Source organism: Bradyrhizobium cosmicum, from assembly GCF_032290525.1.
Lineage (GTDB): Bacteria > Pseudomonadota > Alphaproteobacteria > Rhizobiales > Xanthobacteraceae > Bradyrhizobium > Bradyrhizobium cosmicum_A.
Genome location: NZ_JASXTA010000029.1, coordinates 13,226 through 29,665 on the forward strand (window position 1 = coordinate 13,226; position 16,440 = coordinate 29,665).

General features: G+C 62.8%; 14 protein-coding genes and 1 tRNA gene. 4 read left to right on the top strand and 11 right to left on the bottom strand.

Translation table 11 applies throughout. The features are described 5' to 3' along the window. Window positions 1-47: 47 nt before the first annotated feature. The 4 genes from QSV46_RS34450 to QSV46_RS34465 all read right to left on the bottom strand — a co-directional run bounded on the left by QSV46_RS34450 (window position 48) and on the right by QSV46_RS34465 (window position 3,617). A complete protein-coding gene (locus tag QSV46_RS34450; protein ID WP_211398566.1) occupies window positions 48-1,247 on the bottom strand; it encodes a CpaE family protein in 1,200 nt (399 codons plus the stop codon). A gap of 11 nt (window positions 1,248-1,258) precedes the next feature. Further along, on the bottom strand, window positions 1,259-2,164 hold the full coding sequence (cpaB, locus tag QSV46_RS34455) for a Flp pilus assembly protein CpaB (RefSeq protein WP_314962171.1): 906 nt from the start codon (window positions 2,162-2,164) through the stop codon (window positions 1,259-1,261). 1 nt (window position 2,165) lies between these two features. Further along, window positions 2,166-2,672, bottom strand: a complete 507-nt coding sequence (locus QSV46_RS34460) for an A24 family peptidase (RefSeq protein ID WP_314962174.1) — start codon at window positions 2,670-2,672, stop codon at window positions 2,166-2,168. 399 nt (window positions 2,673-3,071) lie between these two features. Continuing rightward, the gene (locus QSV46_RS34465) at window positions 3,072-3,617 is read right to left on the bottom strand and encodes a hypothetical protein (protein WP_314962176.1); all 546 of its coding nucleotides are present in this window, start codon (window positions 3,615-3,617) and stop codon (window positions 3,072-3,074) included. Between the two features lie 1,041 nt (window positions 3,618-4,658). On the opposite strand from QSV46_RS34465, the gene QSV46_RS34470 reads away from it, so the two are divergent. Together QSV46_RS34470 and QSV46_RS34475 are read left to right on the top strand one after the other, a co-directional pair. Next, on the top strand, window positions 4,659-4,925 hold the full coding sequence (locus QSV46_RS34470; protein ID WP_314962179.1) for a hypothetical protein: 267 nt from the start codon (window positions 4,659-4,661) through the stop codon (window positions 4,923-4,925). Beyond that, a complete protein-coding gene (locus QSV46_RS34475) occupies window positions 4,922-5,512 on the top strand; it encodes a tyrosine-type recombinase/integrase (protein ID WP_314962181.1) in 591 nt (196 codons plus the stop codon). Before QSV46_RS34470 ends, QSV46_RS34475 begins: the two co-directional genes overlap by 4 nt. A 255-nt stretch (window positions 5,513-5,767) precedes the next feature. Here QSV46_RS34475 and QSV46_RS34480 read toward each other — a convergent pair whose 3' ends face one another. From QSV46_RS34480 to clpX, 3 genes are all read right to left on the bottom strand, one after another. Then, the gene (locus QSV46_RS34480; protein WP_314962182.1) at window positions 5,768-6,172 is read right to left on the bottom strand and encodes a GFA family protein; all 405 of its coding nucleotides are present in this window, start codon (window positions 6,170-6,172) and stop codon (window positions 5,768-5,770) included. A gap of 70 nt (window positions 6,173-6,242) precedes the next feature. Next, complete coding sequence (gene lon, locus QSV46_RS34485; RefSeq protein WP_314962184.1) at window positions 6,243-8,666, bottom strand: endopeptidase La; 2,424 nt, start codon at window positions 8,664-8,666, stop codon at window positions 6,243-6,245. 325 nt (window positions 8,667-8,991) lie between these two features. Next, a complete protein-coding gene (gene clpX / locus QSV46_RS34490; protein ID WP_314962185.1) occupies window positions 8,992-10,263 on the bottom strand; it encodes an ATP-dependent Clp protease ATP-binding subunit ClpX in 1,272 nt (423 codons plus the stop codon). A 177-nt stretch (window positions 10,264-10,440) separates the two neighbouring features. Between clpX and QSV46_RS34495 the strand changes: the two genes are divergently transcribed. Then, complete coding sequence (locus tag QSV46_RS34495) at window positions 10,441-10,647, top strand: hypothetical protein (RefSeq protein WP_314962188.1); 207 nt, start codon at window positions 10,441-10,443, stop codon at window positions 10,645-10,647. A 62-nt stretch (window positions 10,648-10,709) separates the two neighbouring features. On the opposite strand, the gene QSV46_RS34500 is transcribed toward QSV46_RS34495, so the two are convergent. From QSV46_RS34500 to QSV46_RS34510, 3 genes are all read right to left on the bottom strand, one after another. Next, window positions 10,710-11,345 (bottom strand): ATP-dependent Clp protease proteolytic subunit, encoded by a 636-nt coding sequence (locus tag QSV46_RS34500; protein ID WP_314962191.1) that lies wholly within the window; start codon window positions 11,343-11,345, stop codon window positions 10,710-10,712. A 269-nt stretch (window positions 11,346-11,614) separates the two neighbouring features. Then, window positions 11,615-12,976 carry a trigger factor gene (tig, locus tag QSV46_RS34505; protein WP_314962193.1) on the bottom strand — a complete coding sequence of 454 codons (1,362 nt, stop codon included), beginning with the start codon at window positions 12,974-12,976 and terminating at the stop codon, window positions 11,615-11,617. A gap of 173 nt (window positions 12,977-13,149) precedes the next feature. Next, window positions 13,150-13,234: transfer RNA gene (locus tag QSV46_RS34510), tRNA-Leu, on the bottom strand. A gap of 154 nt (window positions 13,235-13,388) precedes the next feature. Here QSV46_RS34510 and QSV46_RS34515 point away from each other — a divergent pair. Beyond that, the gene (locus QSV46_RS34515; protein WP_314962363.1) at window positions 13,389-14,690 is read left to right on the top strand and encodes a multicopper oxidase family protein; all 1,302 of its coding nucleotides are present in this window, start codon (window positions 13,389-13,391) and stop codon (window positions 14,688-14,690) included. A 4-nt stretch (window positions 14,691-14,694) separates the two neighbouring features. Here QSV46_RS34515 and QSV46_RS34520 read toward each other — a convergent pair whose 3' ends face one another. After that, window positions 14,695-16,194: an NAD(P)H-hydrate dehydratase gene (locus tag QSV46_RS34520; protein ID WP_314962196.1), complete on the bottom strand. Its 1,500-nt coding sequence runs from the start codon at window positions 16,192-16,194 to the stop codon at window positions 14,695-14,697. Window positions 16,195-16,440: the final 246 nt, after the last annotated feature.

Below are 16,440 nucleotides of genomic sequence, written 5' to 3' on the forward strand. Positions count from 1 at the left end.
AGGCAAACGAGCTGGCGTGTCGTCTTCGCGCCTACCAAATTTTTTCGTCACCCGAGCAGCCTCCTCAACCATCCCTTCCGTTCGGCACCGACGCCTGCGATCTCCCGGACAATTGGGGCGAGGTGACGTCGCAATCCTCGTACGTGCTTTAGGGCTGGAATTCCGAGATTGACCGCCTGGGTCATCCCCTTCCCGAGATCTGGAATCACCATGTCGGGTTCTGCGCCCAAGGCCTTGACAATCGTCGCCCTGGGAAGGCCGCCGGGACGATCGGCACGATTGAGCAAAGTAAACACGCGATCCTTACCGGCGATGTTGGTGACGGCGGTGCGGAGTGCATGGGCATTGCGAAGTCCGGTCACCTCCGCTTCCAGCAGCACCAGCACGTGCCGGGAAAGCGTGATCACCGGATGGATCGATGGCGGAAACGGGACTGGTATATCGACAACGATGTAATTGAACCGTTGACGGAGCAGACCCAGGACATGTCTCACGCCCGCTTCAGTGATGTCGAGCTGCGCGTCCAACTCCTCATCGGCGGAAATCAGGCAAACTCGCTCGTTGATATCGATTGCCGCGCGTTCGAGGAACAACGTGTCCGCCCGCATCGGGTTTTCCAGAGCGATGCGCAGCCCTGGCCCGGGCCGAACACCCAGCATCACGGCTGTTTCACCGTTTTGTAGATGAAGGTCGAGCAGTGCGACCTTGGCTTTTGTGGTCTCGGCCAGTTGCAGCGCGAGATTGATAGCGATACTCGTTGCGCCGGCGCCGCCCTGAGCGCCGCAGATCGAGATCACATGCCCGCCACGATCGGCAGCACCGGGCGCCACGTCGCCAAGCAGTTTCGGACGTAGCTGGTGCAGCACCAGATCGCGCGTGAGCGGCCTCGGAAGGTACTCGCTCAAACCGATTTCCATGAGCTCGCGGTAGAAGGTGATCTCCCTGCTCTCGCCGATCAGAGCCACCCGGACATCGGGTGGGCAGACGGCGGCCAACCTTTCCAGTTCGGAAAATGGATCATCGATTCCGCTGATGTCCGCCACCAACGCGGATAGCTCGGTGTCGGTTTCGAGCATCCGTATGGCATGACGGATCGTGCCGCGCCTGATCGATAAATTGCTACCCTCGAGGCCCTTGCGCAGAGCCGCTGCGCTAAGCTCGTCATTGACGAAACAGACGATTTGGTTGCGCGTTACAACCGATGCTGATTCTTGAGGCGGACTGACTGCTGCAATGTTAACGTTCACCACTGCCTCCCTTACCGACGTGACGAAACGGCCGAAGCGACCGGCGTTGACGGGCCAATTGCCGGCAACACGTCGCCGCTCAACAGCGTGCGCGTGTTGCCTGCATCGTCCCTTCTGACTGAGTATTTCGTGCCGCTGTTGCGTGCATAAACCACCACCGTCGCGGCCGTGTCGCCTATGTCCTGTCGATCGACCGCTGACCGTACGGCCAAGGAGAGCTTTCCGAGCACTGCTGCGACTGTGACTTTCTTGACCTGCTCTGGCGCGAGCTGCAGCGATACAGTGTGCGCGACTTTACCGGCTGTGGCATTGCTGGCCGAGCCACTTTGCACAATATCCTGGTCAATCGCGACAACTCGAACATTGTGAACAACGGATTCGCTCAGCGTGCCATGCTGGTAGTCTGGATTTGGCTTCTCGGCCAGCGTCGTCGACTCCAGGGTCAACACGACATCTACATAGTCACCCGGCCAGATCAGGCCCGAGACGCCAGACGCGGCGTCAACGTTGATGCTGATGGCACGGCTGTCCGGTGCGAGGACGCTGGCGAGAAAACCCCGTTCGCGCGGGCGCAATATGTCCTTGGATGTGACAGGACTGCCAGTGTCGAGGAAGTTGCGAACCAGAGACCCGCGAAGTCCGATCTTGGCGTCGGGCGTATCACGGATCGCCTCTGTCGGAACATTACCTGGCGGCGACGAGCGCACCTCGAAATCCTCGTCGCGCGCCAGTGTCCCTCTCGGCAGCGGGTGTGCCGCGACAAAGTACCCGACAGTGGGAGGCGCCGGAGTACTCTCCGTGACCTGTGCGACAGGGACCTCCGCTTTCGGCACGTTCATGCTGTAGGCGATGAGCCCGAGCGCGACGGTCGCGAACAGGAACACCATGATGATCGAGAGACGCAAAGCGGATGACATGTCAAAGTCCTTTGCTGAAAACGGTCCAGATACCACCGCAGGCTATGGCAACCCCGTAAGGTAGCGGTGCGTGTCGCAAATGGCGCCAACGCTCGACCGCGTAGACGCGGCGCACGAGCGACGATCCGGCGGGTGCCAGCCTGGGATATGGAAGGAGGCGCATCATCAGATGAACCAAAGCAAGAACGCCGCCAGCCAGAGCGGTGATGGTGAATAACTGAATCACGCCTGTCAGCGGGAGACCAATCGCCAAGGCAACCAGCAACTTGACGTCGCCGCCGCCAATCCATCCCCTCTGGTAAATCATAAGCAGCAGCAAGAACACGATTGTCGCGGCAACCAGGGATTCAACGAGCTCCATTGGGCTGGCCAACTGACTTGCAATCCCGAGGAGCGCCAGCGCCAGGCAGATGTCATTTCGGATCAAGCGAGTCGCAACATCAATTGTTGCGACATACAGCAACAGAAGGATTTCGAGAGACGAAGTTATGGCAACTATCCAACTCATCAAACACACGCCTTAAACAATCTAGCGACAGATCGCCTGCGCTTCCGTGAGCCCAGACGGCCGTATTAGCCTCCGACGGCAGCGCCGATAACGGCGCTGATCGCGCTAATCCCGCTCGCCAGCACGGTCGCGACAGCTCCGCCTGCATTCGTGCCGAAGGCAGCACTCACCGCGCCGACTATGCAAGCCGCAACCATCACGTATTCGAAAGACACCACACCACTCTCGTCCGCGCTCAGACGCTTCAACGCGTCCGCGGGCTTAAGGCAACACCTCAACATATGGCCCAACGGCGGGACTTTCAGAAACGCGGCTGTGGGAGGACTTCAATGATGATTGCACGCCTAAAAAAGTGGGGGGCAGATTGCGACGCCCCCCTCTTGGGGTGGGACGCCTTTGCTACACGGCCGCAGTGAACGCGGTGGTGATAGCGGTGATCCCGCCAGACAGCGCCGTCGCGATAGCCCCACCGGCTCCGGTACCGAACGCAGCTGTCACTGCGCCGATGATGCAAGCTGCGACAATGATGTACTCGAACGACACTACGCCGTCGCGGTCCGCGCGCAGACGCTTCATGGCTTCCTTCGTCATGACGTAATAACGCAGCATAGGAAATATCCTTCTCTTGAGGTGATAAACATCGGAACGTTCGTTGGCGAAAAGACCCCTGCAGCCAACCAGCTTTCTTTGTAGTGTCTGATCCGGAGGTTTGGCGTGCTCCGTAGAGTGGTGCTGCGGATCAAACGGAGTACTCCTCCTTCCCGTTAACCATTCGCTGATCAGCCGGAGTTCGACCGACCGCGACAGCGTGCTGGCGTTTCCAGGAGCGCTCAGCCGTAGCCGGCTTGGCCCCCGCGACGCGTTGGCGCTTGCGTCGGTGTCAGACAGTCCGCGCAACTGACGGACCCATTGGATCATGCCGCGGAACAGTTCCTGTACCGGCATGAACCCGACTCCAGTTCAGATTCTTGTCTGAATGAAGATCGATAACGCACTTCAGGCAAGCAGTTGACAAGCAAGGCGATCAGCAACGACATCGATCGTCTTCTGAACGCATGCACACCCTGCGGCCGGTGCCGCGAGGTATGCCCGATGCCTTCAGAGCGCCCAAGCCAGATGGATCTGCCTTCGCCTGTGGAAAATCGACGATGTTCGCATCGGTGACGACCCGTGGATCGAGCAAGACTACCGGGGCCGGTACAACGATGTGTCGATCAGGTGCACTTGGATGTGAAGCGCCGCCGGTAAAGAGGCGGCACGATGAAGACGATGCCGATCCCGGCGCCCCAAAGAAGTCGAGATCTGGATGACCGCCTTCGGACGAAGACCTGAAGCTGCAGCGGCCGTTGCCAGCTCGCTCCTCGAAACCGACGACCAGAAACGCAGGGTGCCAGGGCCGAAGCCGCCGAAGGCGGCGGCCGAGCTGCACGCGTAGGTCTACGCGCGTAGAACAACCCGGATTTGACGTCGGAGATTCGCGGCGCTCTTCAAGGGAAAGGCCACCCGGTGATCAGCCGGGTGGCCCCTATTCCTAACCGCGGAGGTGATGCTCGCTTTCGCTGGCACTGATGGACGCTGGCACTGTTGGATGCATTCCCCCTAGGGGGCGCTGATCCGTGGGCACTGGTCACTATGGGCACTGGTGGCGCGAGAGGCCGGTCGATCACCTGGCTGCATCATGCGCCTGCTATTGCGGCCGTCAAGACGGAACAGGGCTGCATGGCCCCGCTGGGGGTAAAAGGTTGTAAAGACGAAGCGGGTTTCGTCTTGCGGGACCTCGCCGGCAGTGACAGCCTGATGCTTGCGCCGACCTCCTGCCCGCAAGGGCCAATAGGCGCATGCCCCCGTTACTCGTCCGGGGGCCACGGCCCGCGGGGAAACCCGCGGGCTTTGTGCTGAGAAGCCCGCCCATGCGCGCGGCGATCAGGGGCACCATCGTCAGGGTCCAGCCGCGCCGACGCATCAGCGAAGCGCGCTGCGCGATGTGTGACTCGTTTCGGCGAGCACACCATCGGCGAGATGACTGGAGCGCTACAGCGTGCCTACGCCGCACAGCGGGGCTCGTTGAGTGCGGCGAGGCGCGAGCTGGAGACATTGGCGGCGGCGATCAACTACCACATCCGCGACATGGTCGGCGGTGTGCAGACGCTGTTCCGGCCGGTGCTCCCGGACGCAGCGCCAGCGCGCGAGCGCTGGCTTACTCGGGATGAGCAGCACAGATCATTTGGGCGGCATGGCGAAAGCGAGAAGTGAGGAACGGTCGCGAGAACGGGCGCTATACGTCGCGTCACATCGCGCGTTTCGTGTTGGCCGGGCTCTACACCGGCACACGCGCAGGCGCCATCTGCGGCGCCGCCCTGATGCCGACCATTGGTCGCGGACACATCAATCTTGAGACCGGGCAATTTCGGCGGCTGGCCTACGGCAAGAAGCAAACCAACAAACGGCAACCCACTGTTGACTTGCCGCCCCGGCTGCTCGCCCACATCCGGCGATGGCACCGACTCGGCATTTCAAGCAAGGCGGTGGTGGAGTTTCAGGGAGAGCCGGTGCAACGGGTCAGCAACGGCTGGGATGAGGTGATCAAGAAGGCCGGGCTCGCCACCGAGATCAAGGAATTGAAGGTGATCCCGCACACCTTGAGGCATACCGCGATCAGTTGGTATCTGCGTTCGGGCGTGCCAATCGACAAGGTGTCGGACTACTGCGGCGCCTCGATCCAGATCATCAAGAAGGTTTACGGCCACCACATCCCCGGTGGGTTCGATGGCGTGGTCGCGTCGTCGCATCGGCTTGGCCGGTCCGACGTACCAGTTACGTACCAGAAACAACAGAATTGATCGTGAACGAAGCGGCACAGCACGCTGCAAAAACGAAGCGATTTCAATGCCGCTAATCGGCTTTGTCTCGTTTACACCGAGAGGGTCCGCGGTTCGAATCCGTGACCGCCCACCAGCCTTCGCCTGCTTCGCAGGCTACGGCTCGGCAAGCCAGCCGAGGCGCGGTGGCGCGAAGCGGGCGAAGGCTGTCTCTCGCCGAAGGCGTTTAGGCGAAGGCGGGCTTTTCAAGACGAATACTATCCCAGCGATCTCGGCTCAATCCCCCGGCCGGCCCGGCAGCAGCGGCACGGCGTCGATCCAGACCGCGGCCGACTGGCACCAGATCTGCCTGACGGGCCGCAATTTGTCGCGCTGGCGGATTGAGCCCCAGCGGATGCCCCAATCGTCGGCCTCCTCGCCCTCGCCGCTGGTGAACAGCGGGGAACCGCAGTCGACGCAGAAGTGCTGGAAGCGCATGCGGCCGTTGTCCCCGCGCTTGCCATAGACCTTGGGCGTACCGGCGGTCAGCTTCACGTCGGCCTTGGTGCAGATCGCGGTCACCCGGAATGGCGATCCGGTCAGGGTCTGGCAATCGGTGCAGTGGCACACCGAGACCGCCTCGGGATCGACCTCGGCCTCGAAGGTGATCTGCCCGCAATGGCACTGACCGTCGATCCGCATCGCCCCGTCTCCTTGCTCCTGAAACAAAAACGGCGCCCGAAGGCGCCGCTTTATCATGTTTCGCTGGATCTCAGTGAGCGGTCAGGCCGCCGGCGGCTTCGTCGCCGTCCGGCTTCACCGTCACCTTGGCGTCCTCCTCCCAGACGATCGGCACCGGCTTCTTCACCAGCGCCTTGGCGACGACGTCGTCGAGACGGGACACCGGAATGATCTCCATGCCGCCCTTGATCGCATCGGAAATCTCCGTGAGATCCTTGGCGTTGTCCTCGGGGATCAGCACCGTCTTGATGCCGCCGCGGGCAGCGGCCAGCAGCTTCTCCTTCAGGCCGCCGATCGGCAGCACGCGGCCGCGCAGCGTGATCTCGCCGGTCATCGCGACATCATGGCGGACCGGAATGCCGGTCATGACCGAGATGATCGCGGTGGCCATCGCGACGCCCGCCGACGGACCGTCCTTCGGCGTCGCGCCTTCCGGCACGTGCACGTGGATGTCGCGGCGGTCGAACAGCGGCGGCTCGATGCCGTAGACGATCGCGCGCGAGCGGACATAGGACGCCGCCGCCGAGATCGATTCCTTCATGACGTCGCGCAAGTTTCCGGTGACCGTCATCTTGCCCTTGCCGGGCATCATGACGCCTTCGATCGTCAGCAGCTCGCCGCCGACATCGGTCCATGCAAGGCCGGTGACGATGCCGACCTGCGGCTCGCTCTCGATCTCGCCGAAGCGGTACTTCGGCACGCCCAGAAGCTCTTCCAGAGTCTTCTCGGTGACCTTGACCGACTTCTTCTTGGAGATCATCAGCTCCTTCACCGCCTTGCGGGCGAGTGTGGAGAGCTCACGCTCCAGGTTGCGCACGCCCGCTTCGCGGGTGTAGCGGCGGATCAAAAGCAGCAGCGCGTCGTCGTCGATCGCGAACTCCTTGGAGTCCAGGCCGTGCTTGGACACCGCGTTCGGGATCAGATGCTTGCGCGCGATCTCGACCTTCTCGTTCTCGGTGTAGCCCGCGATCCGGATGATCTCCATGCGGTCCATCAGGGGACCTGGAATGTTGAGCGTATTCGCGGTCGTGATGAACATCACGTTGGACAGATCGTAGTCGACCTCGAGATAGTGGTCGTTGAACGTTCCGTTCTGCTCGGGATCGAGGACCTCAAGCAAGGCCGAGGACGGATCACCGCGGAAATCGGCGCCCATCTTGTCGATCTCGTCCAGCAGGAACAGCGGATTGGACGACTTCGCCTTCCGCATGGACTGGATGATCTTGCCGGGCATCGAGCCGATATAGGTGCGGCGGTGACCGCGGATCTCGGCCTCGTCGCGCACGCCGCCGAGCGAGACGCGCACAAACTCGCGCCCGGTCGCCTTCGCGATCGACTTGCCGAGCGAGGTCTTGCCGACGCCGGGAGGCCCGACGAGGCACAGGATCGGCCCGGTCAGCTTGTTGGCGCGCGACTGTACCGCCAGATACTCGACGATACGGTCCTTGACCTTTTCCAGTCCGTAGTGATCGGCATCCAGCACCGCCTGTGCGGCTTCCAGATCCTTCTTCACCTTGGACTTCTTGTTCCACGGGATCGACAGCAGCCAATCGAGATAGTTGCGCACGACGGTCGCTTCCGCGGACATCGGCGACATCTGGCGCAGCTTCTTCAATTCATGCTGCGCCTTCTCGCGCGCTTCCTTGGAGAGCTTGGTCTTGGAGATCTTCTCTTCGAGATCGGCGAGCTCGTCGCGACCATCGTCGTCGCCGAGCTCTTTCTGGATCGCCTTCATCTGCTCGTTGAGATAATACTCGCGCTGGGTCTTCTCCATCTGGCGCTTGACGCGCGAGCGGATGCGCTTCTCGACCTGCAGCACCGAGATCTCGCTCTCCATCAGGCCCAGCACCTTCTCCAGGCGCGTGGTGACGGACAGCGTCTCCAGGATTTGCTGGCGGTCTGCGATCTTGACGGCGAGATGCGAAGCAACGGTATCGGCGAGCTTGGCGAAGTCGGTGATGGCCTGCACGACGCCGACGACCTCGGCCGAGATCTTCTTGTTGAGCTTCACATAGCTCTCGAAGTCGGACACGACCGAGCGCGACAACGCTTCGGCCTCGACCGACTTCGCGTCGGTGTCGGCAAGCGCGACGGCGGTCGCTTCATAGTACTCGCTGCGATCGGTGTATTTCTGCACGCGCGCACGCTCGAGCCCTTCGACCAGCACCTTCACGGTGCCGTCGGGAAGCTTCAAGAGCTGGAGCACGCTGGCAAGCGTACCGGTCTCGTAAATGGCATCGGGCGCCGGATCATCGTCGGACGCGTTCTTCTGCGTCGCGAGCATGATCAGCGCATCGTTCTTCATCACCTCTTCGAGCGCGCGGATCGACTTCTCGCGGCCGACGAAGAGCGGAACGATCATGTGCGGGAAGACGACGATGTCGCGCAGCGGCAGCACGGGATAGGCGTGCGTTTCGCCATGGACGATGGTTGGCCGGGGTTTTGGATTAGTCATGGCCTTTTCCTTTTGCTTTGCCCCCTTGCTCGCAGCCCGCCATGCTCATGCGCAACCGCCACAAGGTGCCGAGGTGACCCGCAGAACCGGTCGGTCCTTTGGTAGATTTGGACCGGCTCGCCGGATCGGAACTGAGGCGAATCTGAACGGAATACTTGCTCGCCGCCGACATTAGGTGGCTATCGACAGGGGGGGTGTCAAGTCATTGAAAGACAGGCGCCATCAGGCGCTTACGCACGCGGACAAGCGACGCAACACCGGCTGCGGAAGTACTTTCCGCAGCCACCAACAGATGAGACGGCTGGAGCGTTCCAGCGCCGAGAGATCAGGCGCTGGCGTTCTCGACGGCGCGATCGGACCGATCGGCGTAGATGTAAAGCGGACGTGCCGTACCTTCCACGACTTCGCGCGAAATCACGACTTCTTCCACACCTTCGAGGCCCGGCAAGTCGAACATGGTCTCGAGCAGGATGGCTTCGAGGATCGAGCGCAGACCACGCGCGCCGGTCTTGCGCTCGATCGCCTTGCGGGCAACCGCGCCAAGCGCCTCGTCGGCGAAGGTCAGCTCGATGTTCTCCATCTCGAACAGCCGCTGGTACTGTTTCACCAGCGCATTCTTCGGCTCGGTCAGGATCTTCTTCAGCGAGGTCTCGTCCAGATCCTCGAGCGTCGCCACGACCGGCAGACGCCCGACGAATTCGGGGATGAGACCGTACTTCAGGAGGTCCTCAGGCTCGACGTGACGGAAGATCTCGCCGGTGCGGCGGTCTTCCGGCGCGAGCACCTGGGCGGCGAAGCCGATCGAGGTCGACCGTCCACGCGCGGAGATGATCTTCTCCAGGCCCGAAAACGCACCGCCGCAGATGAACAGGATGTTGGTGGTGTCCACTTGCAGGAACTCCTGCTGCGGATGCTTGCGGCCGCCCTGCGGCGGGACCGAAGCCACCGTGCCTTCCATGATCTTGAGCAGCGCCTGCTGCACGCCCTCACCCGACACGTCGCGCGTGATCGAGGGATTGTCGGACTTGCGGCTGATCTTGTCGATTTCGTCGATGTAGACGATGCCGCGCTGGGCGCGCTCGACGTTGTAGTCGGCAGCCTGCAGCAGCTTCAGGATGATGTTCTCGACGTCCTCGCCGACATAGCCGGCTTCGGTGAGCGTCGTCGCATCTGCCATCGTGAAGGGCACGTCCAGGATGCGGGCGAGCGTCTGCGCGAGCAGCGTCTTGCCCGAGCCGGTCGGACCGATCAGCAGGATGTTCGACTTCGCGAGCTCGACGTCGTTATGCTTGGTCTGGTGGTTGAGGCGCTTGTAGTGGTTGTGCACCGCGACCGACAGGACCTTCTTCGCGTGGTTCTGACCGATCACGTAATCGTCCAGCACCTTGCAGATTTCCTTCGGCGTCGGAATCCCGTCGCGCGACTTCACCAGCGAGGACTTGTTCTCCTCGCGGATGATGTCCATGCACAGCTCGACGCACTCGTCGCAGATGAAGACCGTGGGACCCGCGATCAGTTTGCGGACTTCGTGCTGGCTCTTGCCGCAGAACGAGCAATATAGCGTGTTCTTGGAGTCGCTCGTGCCGACCTTACTCATTCCTGTCTCCGTCCGCGGTTCGATCCCGTTCCGCTCGATCGCTCCATTCCGACACGACGGCCGGCATGAAGCTTAAGTAGAGCAAATTCCGTACCAAAAAAGGCCTACGCGTTACATCCCGTGCGAATCACGGTCACTCGATTCCCCGCGATCATAACCGATCAATCGTAGCCAACCATGCTGTCACCCGACTATCAAGAATTCGCTAATCGGGGGTCGCCGGCTACCCGTGACAATACCGTGATTTCAGGTCTTGGCACGGGCGAAGTGATCGAAACCACCCCGGCGTTGCTGGATTGCCACGAAAAACAAGCACGAAAGCGGAACTTTCTGCCTGTCGAAGGGCGCAAAACTGCTTTGCGCGCCCTTCAGATGCGTCCTTAACGTGAACGCAGCCCTGACGATCCCCTGCAATCGGGGGGATCGCAGTTGCAACCCCGGTAGTGCTACGAGGTCTTCGCCGGCGCGGCCTCTTCGGCGCGCTTGTCGATGACCTTGTCGACCAGACCGAACTCCTTGGCGTCGTTCGCGGTCAGGAACTTGTCGCGTTCCAGCGCGTCCTCGATCGTCTTGTAGGTCTGGCCGGTGTGCTTCACGTAGATCTCGTTGAGCCGCTTCTTCAGGTTCAGGATTTCCTGGGCGTGCAGCATGATGTCGGTGGCCTGGCCCTGGAAGCCTCCGGAGGGCTGGTGGACCATGATGCGAGCGTTCGGCAGCGAGAAGCGCATGTCCTTCTCGCCGGCGGCGAGCAGCAGCGAGCCCATCGAGGCGGCCTGTCCCGTGCACAGCGTCGAGACCGGGGGGCGGATGAACTGCATCGTGTCATAGATCGCAAGGCCCGACGTCACCACGCCGCCCGGCGAGTTGATGTACATCGAGATTTCCTTCTTCGGATTTTCCGCCTCAAGGAACAACAGCTGCGCCACGACCAGCGTCGACATGCCGTCCTCGACCGGCCCGGTCAGGAAGATGATGCGCTCCTTCAGCAGGCGCGAGAAAATGTCGTAGGCGCGCTCGCCACGGTTGGTCTGCTCGACCACCATGGGCACGAGGTTCATGTAGGTTTCAACCGGATCGCGCATGAGTCACCTAGGGTTTTCTAGAGGCGGACATCGCCAGTCTGGACTGGATTGGCCGGCAGGCCGATGGACGTCCCGTGATGCAGGAACTTGGTAGAAGTAGAAGGCGTACCGACAGATATAGCCCAATTCGCGCCAGACAAGTGCGGAGCGAATTAAGGCTTAATCCACCGGCCACTTGAAGCTGATTCTCGCAAAGAGGCCCAGCCAGCCACATGGCTAGCCGGGCCGCTTCGCTGATCATCCTTAATAGAAGGCTGGTCTCAAGGCTTTCAGGCGGCGGTCTTTTCCGCCTCGTCGTCCTTGTAGAGGTCCTCGCGCGAGACCTTCTTCTCGGTCACGTTGGCGAGTTCGAGAATGAAATCGACAACCTTGTCCTCATAGATCGGTGCACGAAGCTGGGCCAACGCCTGGGCGTTGTTGCGATAAAAGTCCCAGACCTCCTTCTCGCGGCCCGGCATCGAGCGCGCGCGCTCGATCACGGCGCGGCCGACCTCGTCATCGGTCACGGTGATCTTGTTCTTCTCGCCGATCTCGGACAGCACGAGGCCGAGCCGCACGCGACGGTCGGCGATCTTGCGGTACTCTTCCTTGGCCTTGTCCTCAGTGGTGTCCTCGTCGGCAAAGGTCTTGCCGGCCGAATCCATCTCGGCCTTGACCGAGTTCCACATCAGATTGAACTCCTCGTCGACCAGCGAGGGCGGCGCCTCGAAGCGATGCGCCTCGTCGAGGCGGTCGAGCAGCGCGCGCTTGACGCGCTGGCGCGTCGCGGTCGCGAACTCGGCGGCCAGACGCTCGCGCGCGGCTTCCTTGAGCTTGTCGAGCGATTCGAGGCCGAGCGTCTTGGCGAACTCGTCGTCGATCGCGATGTCCTGCGGCGCCTCGATCAAGGTCGCGGTGGTTTCGAACTCGGCCGGCTGGCCGGCGAGCTTGTCGTTCATGTAGTTCTTGGGGAACGACACTTTCAGCGTGCGCGTCTCGCCCGCACCGATGCCGGTGAGCTGCTCCTCGAAGCCGGGGATGAAGGTGTTGGAGCCGATCAGGACCTGGATGCCCTCGCCGGTGCCGCCCTCGAAGACTTCGCCGTTGATGGTACCCTTGAAGTTGATGGTGACGCGGTCGCCCGACTCGGCCTTGGCACCCTCGGCCTTCGCGGCATAGCCGCGGTTGCTGTCGGCGATGCGCTTGATCGCCTCGTCGACGTCGGTGTCGGACACGTCGGCAACGGGCTTCTCGACCTGGAAGCTCTTGAAGTCCGCGAGCGCGATCGACGGCACCACCTCGATCGCGACCGTGTAGGTCAGATCGGTTTTACCGCTCAGCAGTTCCTCGACCTCGGCCTGCTCGCTCGGCATGGTGATCTTCGGCTCGGTCGCGAGCTTGAAGCCGCGCTCGGAGAAGAGCTGCGTGTTGGTGTCGCGGATGGTCTGGTCGATGGTCTCGGCCATCACCGAGCGGCCATAGACCTTCTTGAGGTGGGCGACCGGCACCTTGCCGGGACGGAAGCCGTTGATGCGGACCTTGTCCTTGAGGTCGACGAGCTTGGCGCCGGCCTTGGTGTCGAGGTCAGACGCTGGAACGCTGATCTTGAACTCGTGCTTCAAGCCTTCCGAGAGGGTTTCTGTGACCTGCATGGCGTCCAATCTTCTTCTCGTTCGGTCCCGGCACGCATGCGTCGGGACGCTGTCATTAATCGGTCCGGCGCGAGGCAAACGCCTCAACGCCGGTGGCTCATCGGACCGCTTCAAGGCGGACAAACATCCGCGAGAAAGCAGATCTCGTAATCCGTGCAAACGCTGAAAGCGCTTGGTGCGGGCGGAGGGACTCGAACCCCCACAACTTTCGTCACTGGAACCTAAATCCAGCGCGTCTACCAGTTCCGCCACGCCCGCGTGAATTTGCATCAAGACCGGCCGCGATGCCGCGGGCGGCCGGGCTTATAGCATGTGCCTGACTGTTCGCAGCAAAAAAATGGCCGGCTGGAGACAGGGTTCAAGTAGGCACGATGGCTGGACTTATCCAGCGCGGCATGATCCGGATCGGATCATGACAACGCGGATCCTTGACCCTAGCCGGCGTGAGGTTTTGGCCGGGCTTGCAGCATCGGCGGTCGGGGTGATCGCAGGCGGCGCAGCCCCTGCCAAAACGGCCCAGCTCGCCCTCCAGGCAAGGGCGACAACCCTGGCTCTCAGACCCGGGCAGCCGGCTATACCGGTCTGGGAGCTCGCCGCCGTAAGCCATCTTGGGAACGTCCGTCTCAAGCGCGGCGATCGCTGCGAGGTGGTATTCCGCAACGACCTGCCTGTCCCGCTTGCGCCAGTCTGGTACGGCGTCAACGGCCCGGCTGCCGCCGACCCGTTGCGGGGACGCGCGCCGACCGCACCGGATGTGACTGAAACCTCAATTGTTTCAATCCCAAATGCGGGAACTCTGGCGGTCGACTTCCGCCTCTTCGAAGACGGTCTGAAGCTACCCGCGCGTCCGCTCCCGATCATCGCCGCGGAGGCCAATCGCGTCGCGGTCGATCGCGACGAGATCCTGTTGATCGAGGAATGGCGCCTGCGGCCGGACGGCAGCGCGCTTCCCCCCGGCAGCGAGCCCAGGGACACGACACCGCTCTTTACCCTCAACGGCCAAACTTCATTCGAACTCTCAGCTTCGCTCGGCGAGCGGCTCCGGTTGCGCTTCATCAACGGCTCCCAACGTTCTGTTCTGGCGATCAAATTGGAGAACCACGAGGTCCAGGTCATGGCTCTCGACGGACAGCCGGCTGAGCCATTCCCGGCGCGCAACGGCGCTCTGGTGCTGGCCCCCGGCGCGCGGGCCGACGCCTTTGTGGATGCGGCCGCGTCGGCCCGATTCCTGGTGCACGACGGCAAGGAGGCGCGCCAGATCGGAAGACTCACGATCTCTGGCAAGCTGGAGCGCCAGCCGCTGTCGTCTCCTCAGACACTCCCCTTGAACGATCTGCCCGAGAAGCTCGACCTGCGAGGCGCCCTGCGGTTCGATGTCGCGCTCGGCGCGCCCGAGGCCGGCTGGACACGGCCCGCAAGTTTCTCCACCGCCTCCGCCCCCGTCTTCCACGCCAAGGCCGGCCGCACCGTCGTGCTGGCGCTCAAGAACCCCGGCCCCATTGCGACCGTGTTCCACCTGCACGGTCACCATTTTCGCCTGCTCGACAGGCTCGACGACGGCTGGAAGCCCTACTGGCTCGACACGCTCGCGATTGAACCCGGCCAGACCCAGCGCATCGCATTCGCCGCGACGTCTCCCGGACGATGGCTGATCGAATCGGTCGCGACCGACTGGGCCGCACCGCGGCTGGTGCGCTGGTACGCGGTGGAGTGAACGTTCAGTATTCGATGCCGAGCGCGCTATAGATCCGCCGGTGCACCGCCGGCAGCGTCTCGGTCAGGTCCTCCGCAATCAGCCCCGGGCCCGCTTCGCTGGCCGCCTCGCCGTGCATCCATACGCCGATGCTGGCGGCTTCGAACGCCGGCACGCCTTGCGCCAGCAGCCCTGCAATGATGCCGGCAAGGACGTCACCGGCGCCGGCGGTGGCGAGCCAGGGGGGCGCGTTGGCCGCGATGGTGGCGCGGCCGTCGGGCGCGGCGATGGTGGTGTCCGGGCCCTTCAGGAGCACGACCGCGCCGGAGCGCTCGGCGGCGGCGCGGACGCGTTCCAGCTTCGAGCGTCCCGGGTGCTTGTTGCTGAGATCGGAAAACAGCCGCGGAAACTCGCCCTCGTGCGGGGTCAACACCACTGCATTGTCCTGCGAGGACTTGATCGATTCGAACAACCGCTCGGGGTTCGCGGCAAAGCTCGTCAGCGCATCCGCATCCAGCACCAGGCGCCGCTGCGCCGTCAGCGCGGTGTGGACGAGATCGCAGGTACGCTCACCGACGCCCGCGCCGGGGCCGATCATGCAGGTGTTGTAGCGCTTGTCGGCGAGCAGCTCGCCGAATTCGATCGCGGTGTCGCAGGGGCGAACCATGATCGCGGTCAGCGCGCTCGCATTGATCGCGAGCGCATCGCGCGGGCTTGCCAGCGTCACCAGGCCCGCGCCGGCGCGCAACGCCCCGCGCCCGGCGAGCCGTGCCGCGCCGGTCGCGGCCATGTCGCCCGACACCGCCAGCACATGGCCCCGGGCAAATTTGTGGCCATCGATCCGCGGCACCGGAAAGGCCGTCCCCCAGAAATCCGGGTCGTTCTCGAAGATCCGCGGCGCGATCTCGTCCAGCACCTGCGCCTCGATGCCGATGTCGGCGACACGCACCCGGCCGCAATGCATCCGGCCCGGCAGCAGCAGATGCGCCGGCTTCTTGCGGAAGAAGGTGACCGTCTCGGTGGCGTTGACCGCAACGCCCATCACGGCCGCGCTGGTGCCGTTGATACCGCTCGGCAGGTCGACCGCGAGCACCGGGGCGCCGTTGGCGTTGATCGTCTCGATCATCGCACGCGCCTCGCCGTCGACGGGACGGCCTAGGCCCGCGCCGAACAGCGCATCGATGATCAGCGCAGGTCGTCCGATCGCCTGCGGATTGAACGGCAGCACCGGGTGCTTCCAGCCGCGCGCGGCGGAGGCCGCGTCGCCCTGGAGCTGGTCGCGCTCGCACATCAGGATCACCGAGACTTCGCGCCCCTGGGCGGCGAGCTCGGCGGCTGCGACGAAGCCGTCACCGCCATTGTTGCCGGGGCCGGCCACGATCAGGATTGATCCCTCCGCCACCAGCGCATTGGCGGCATCGGCGACCGCCTGGCCGGCGCTCAGCATCAGCTTGAAGCCGGGCGTGCCAGCCGCAATGCTGAGCTGGTCGGCCCGCTGCATTTCAGCGTTGGTCAGAACTTCCATGCCACTTCCCTGGTACAACCGCCTCTTCGAGAGGCATCTTCCGTGCCGATCCCATACAAGGAACAGATACCTGCACACACATTGACCGTTTGCCTATTTCGTAGTCTTAGGTATTTTGAACCGGTCGGCTCCACCTATCAGAGATGCTCGTTAAAAGGCTGATAACGCTCCAATAATCAGGGCATTTGCAACTTGGCATAGACCCTGCTTTCGAGGAAGCCGCTTCGGTTCGTCGTGCTCACTGGC

Coding starts and splice junctions, on each gene's coding strand:
- cpaB (WP_314962171.1), bottom strand. CDS start 2,164: ATGTCATCCGCTTTGCGTCTCTCGATCATCATGGTGTTCCTGTTCGCG.
- QSV46_RS34460 (WP_314962174.1), bottom strand. CDS start 2,672: ATGAGTTGGATAGTTGCCATAACTTCGTCTCTCGAAATCCTTCTGTTG.
- QSV46_RS34465 (WP_314962176.1), bottom strand. CDS start 3,617: ATGCCGGTACAGGAACTGTTCCGCGGCATGATCCAATGGGTCCGTCAG.
- QSV46_RS34480 (WP_314962182.1), bottom strand. CDS start 6,172: ATGCGGATCGACGGTCAGTGCCATTGCGGGCAGATCACCTTCGAGGCC.
- lon (WP_314962184.1), bottom strand. CDS start 8,666: ATGACTAATCCAAAACCCCGGCCAACCATCGTCCATGGCGAAACGCAC.
- clpX (WP_314962185.1), bottom strand. CDS start 10,263: ATGAGTAAGGTCGGCACGAGCGACTCCAAGAACACGCTATATTGCTCG.
- QSV46_RS34495 (WP_314962188.1), top strand. CDS start 10,441: ATGCTGTCACCCGACTATCAAGAATTCGCTAATCGGGGGTCGCCGGCT.
- QSV46_RS34500 (WP_314962191.1), bottom strand. CDS start 11,345: ATGCGCGATCCGGTTGAAACCTACATGAACCTCGTGCCCATGGTGGTC.
- tig (WP_314962193.1), bottom strand. CDS start 12,976: ATGCAGGTCACAGAAACCCTCTCGGAAGGCTTGAAGCACGAGTTCAAG.
- QSV46_RS34515 (WP_314962363.1), top strand. CDS start 13,389: ATGACAACGCGGATCCTTGACCCTAGCCGGCGTGAGGTTTTGGCCGGG.
- QSV46_RS34520 (WP_314962196.1), bottom strand. CDS start 16,194: ATGGAAGTTCTGACCAACGCTGAAATGCAGCGGGCCGACCAGCTCAGC.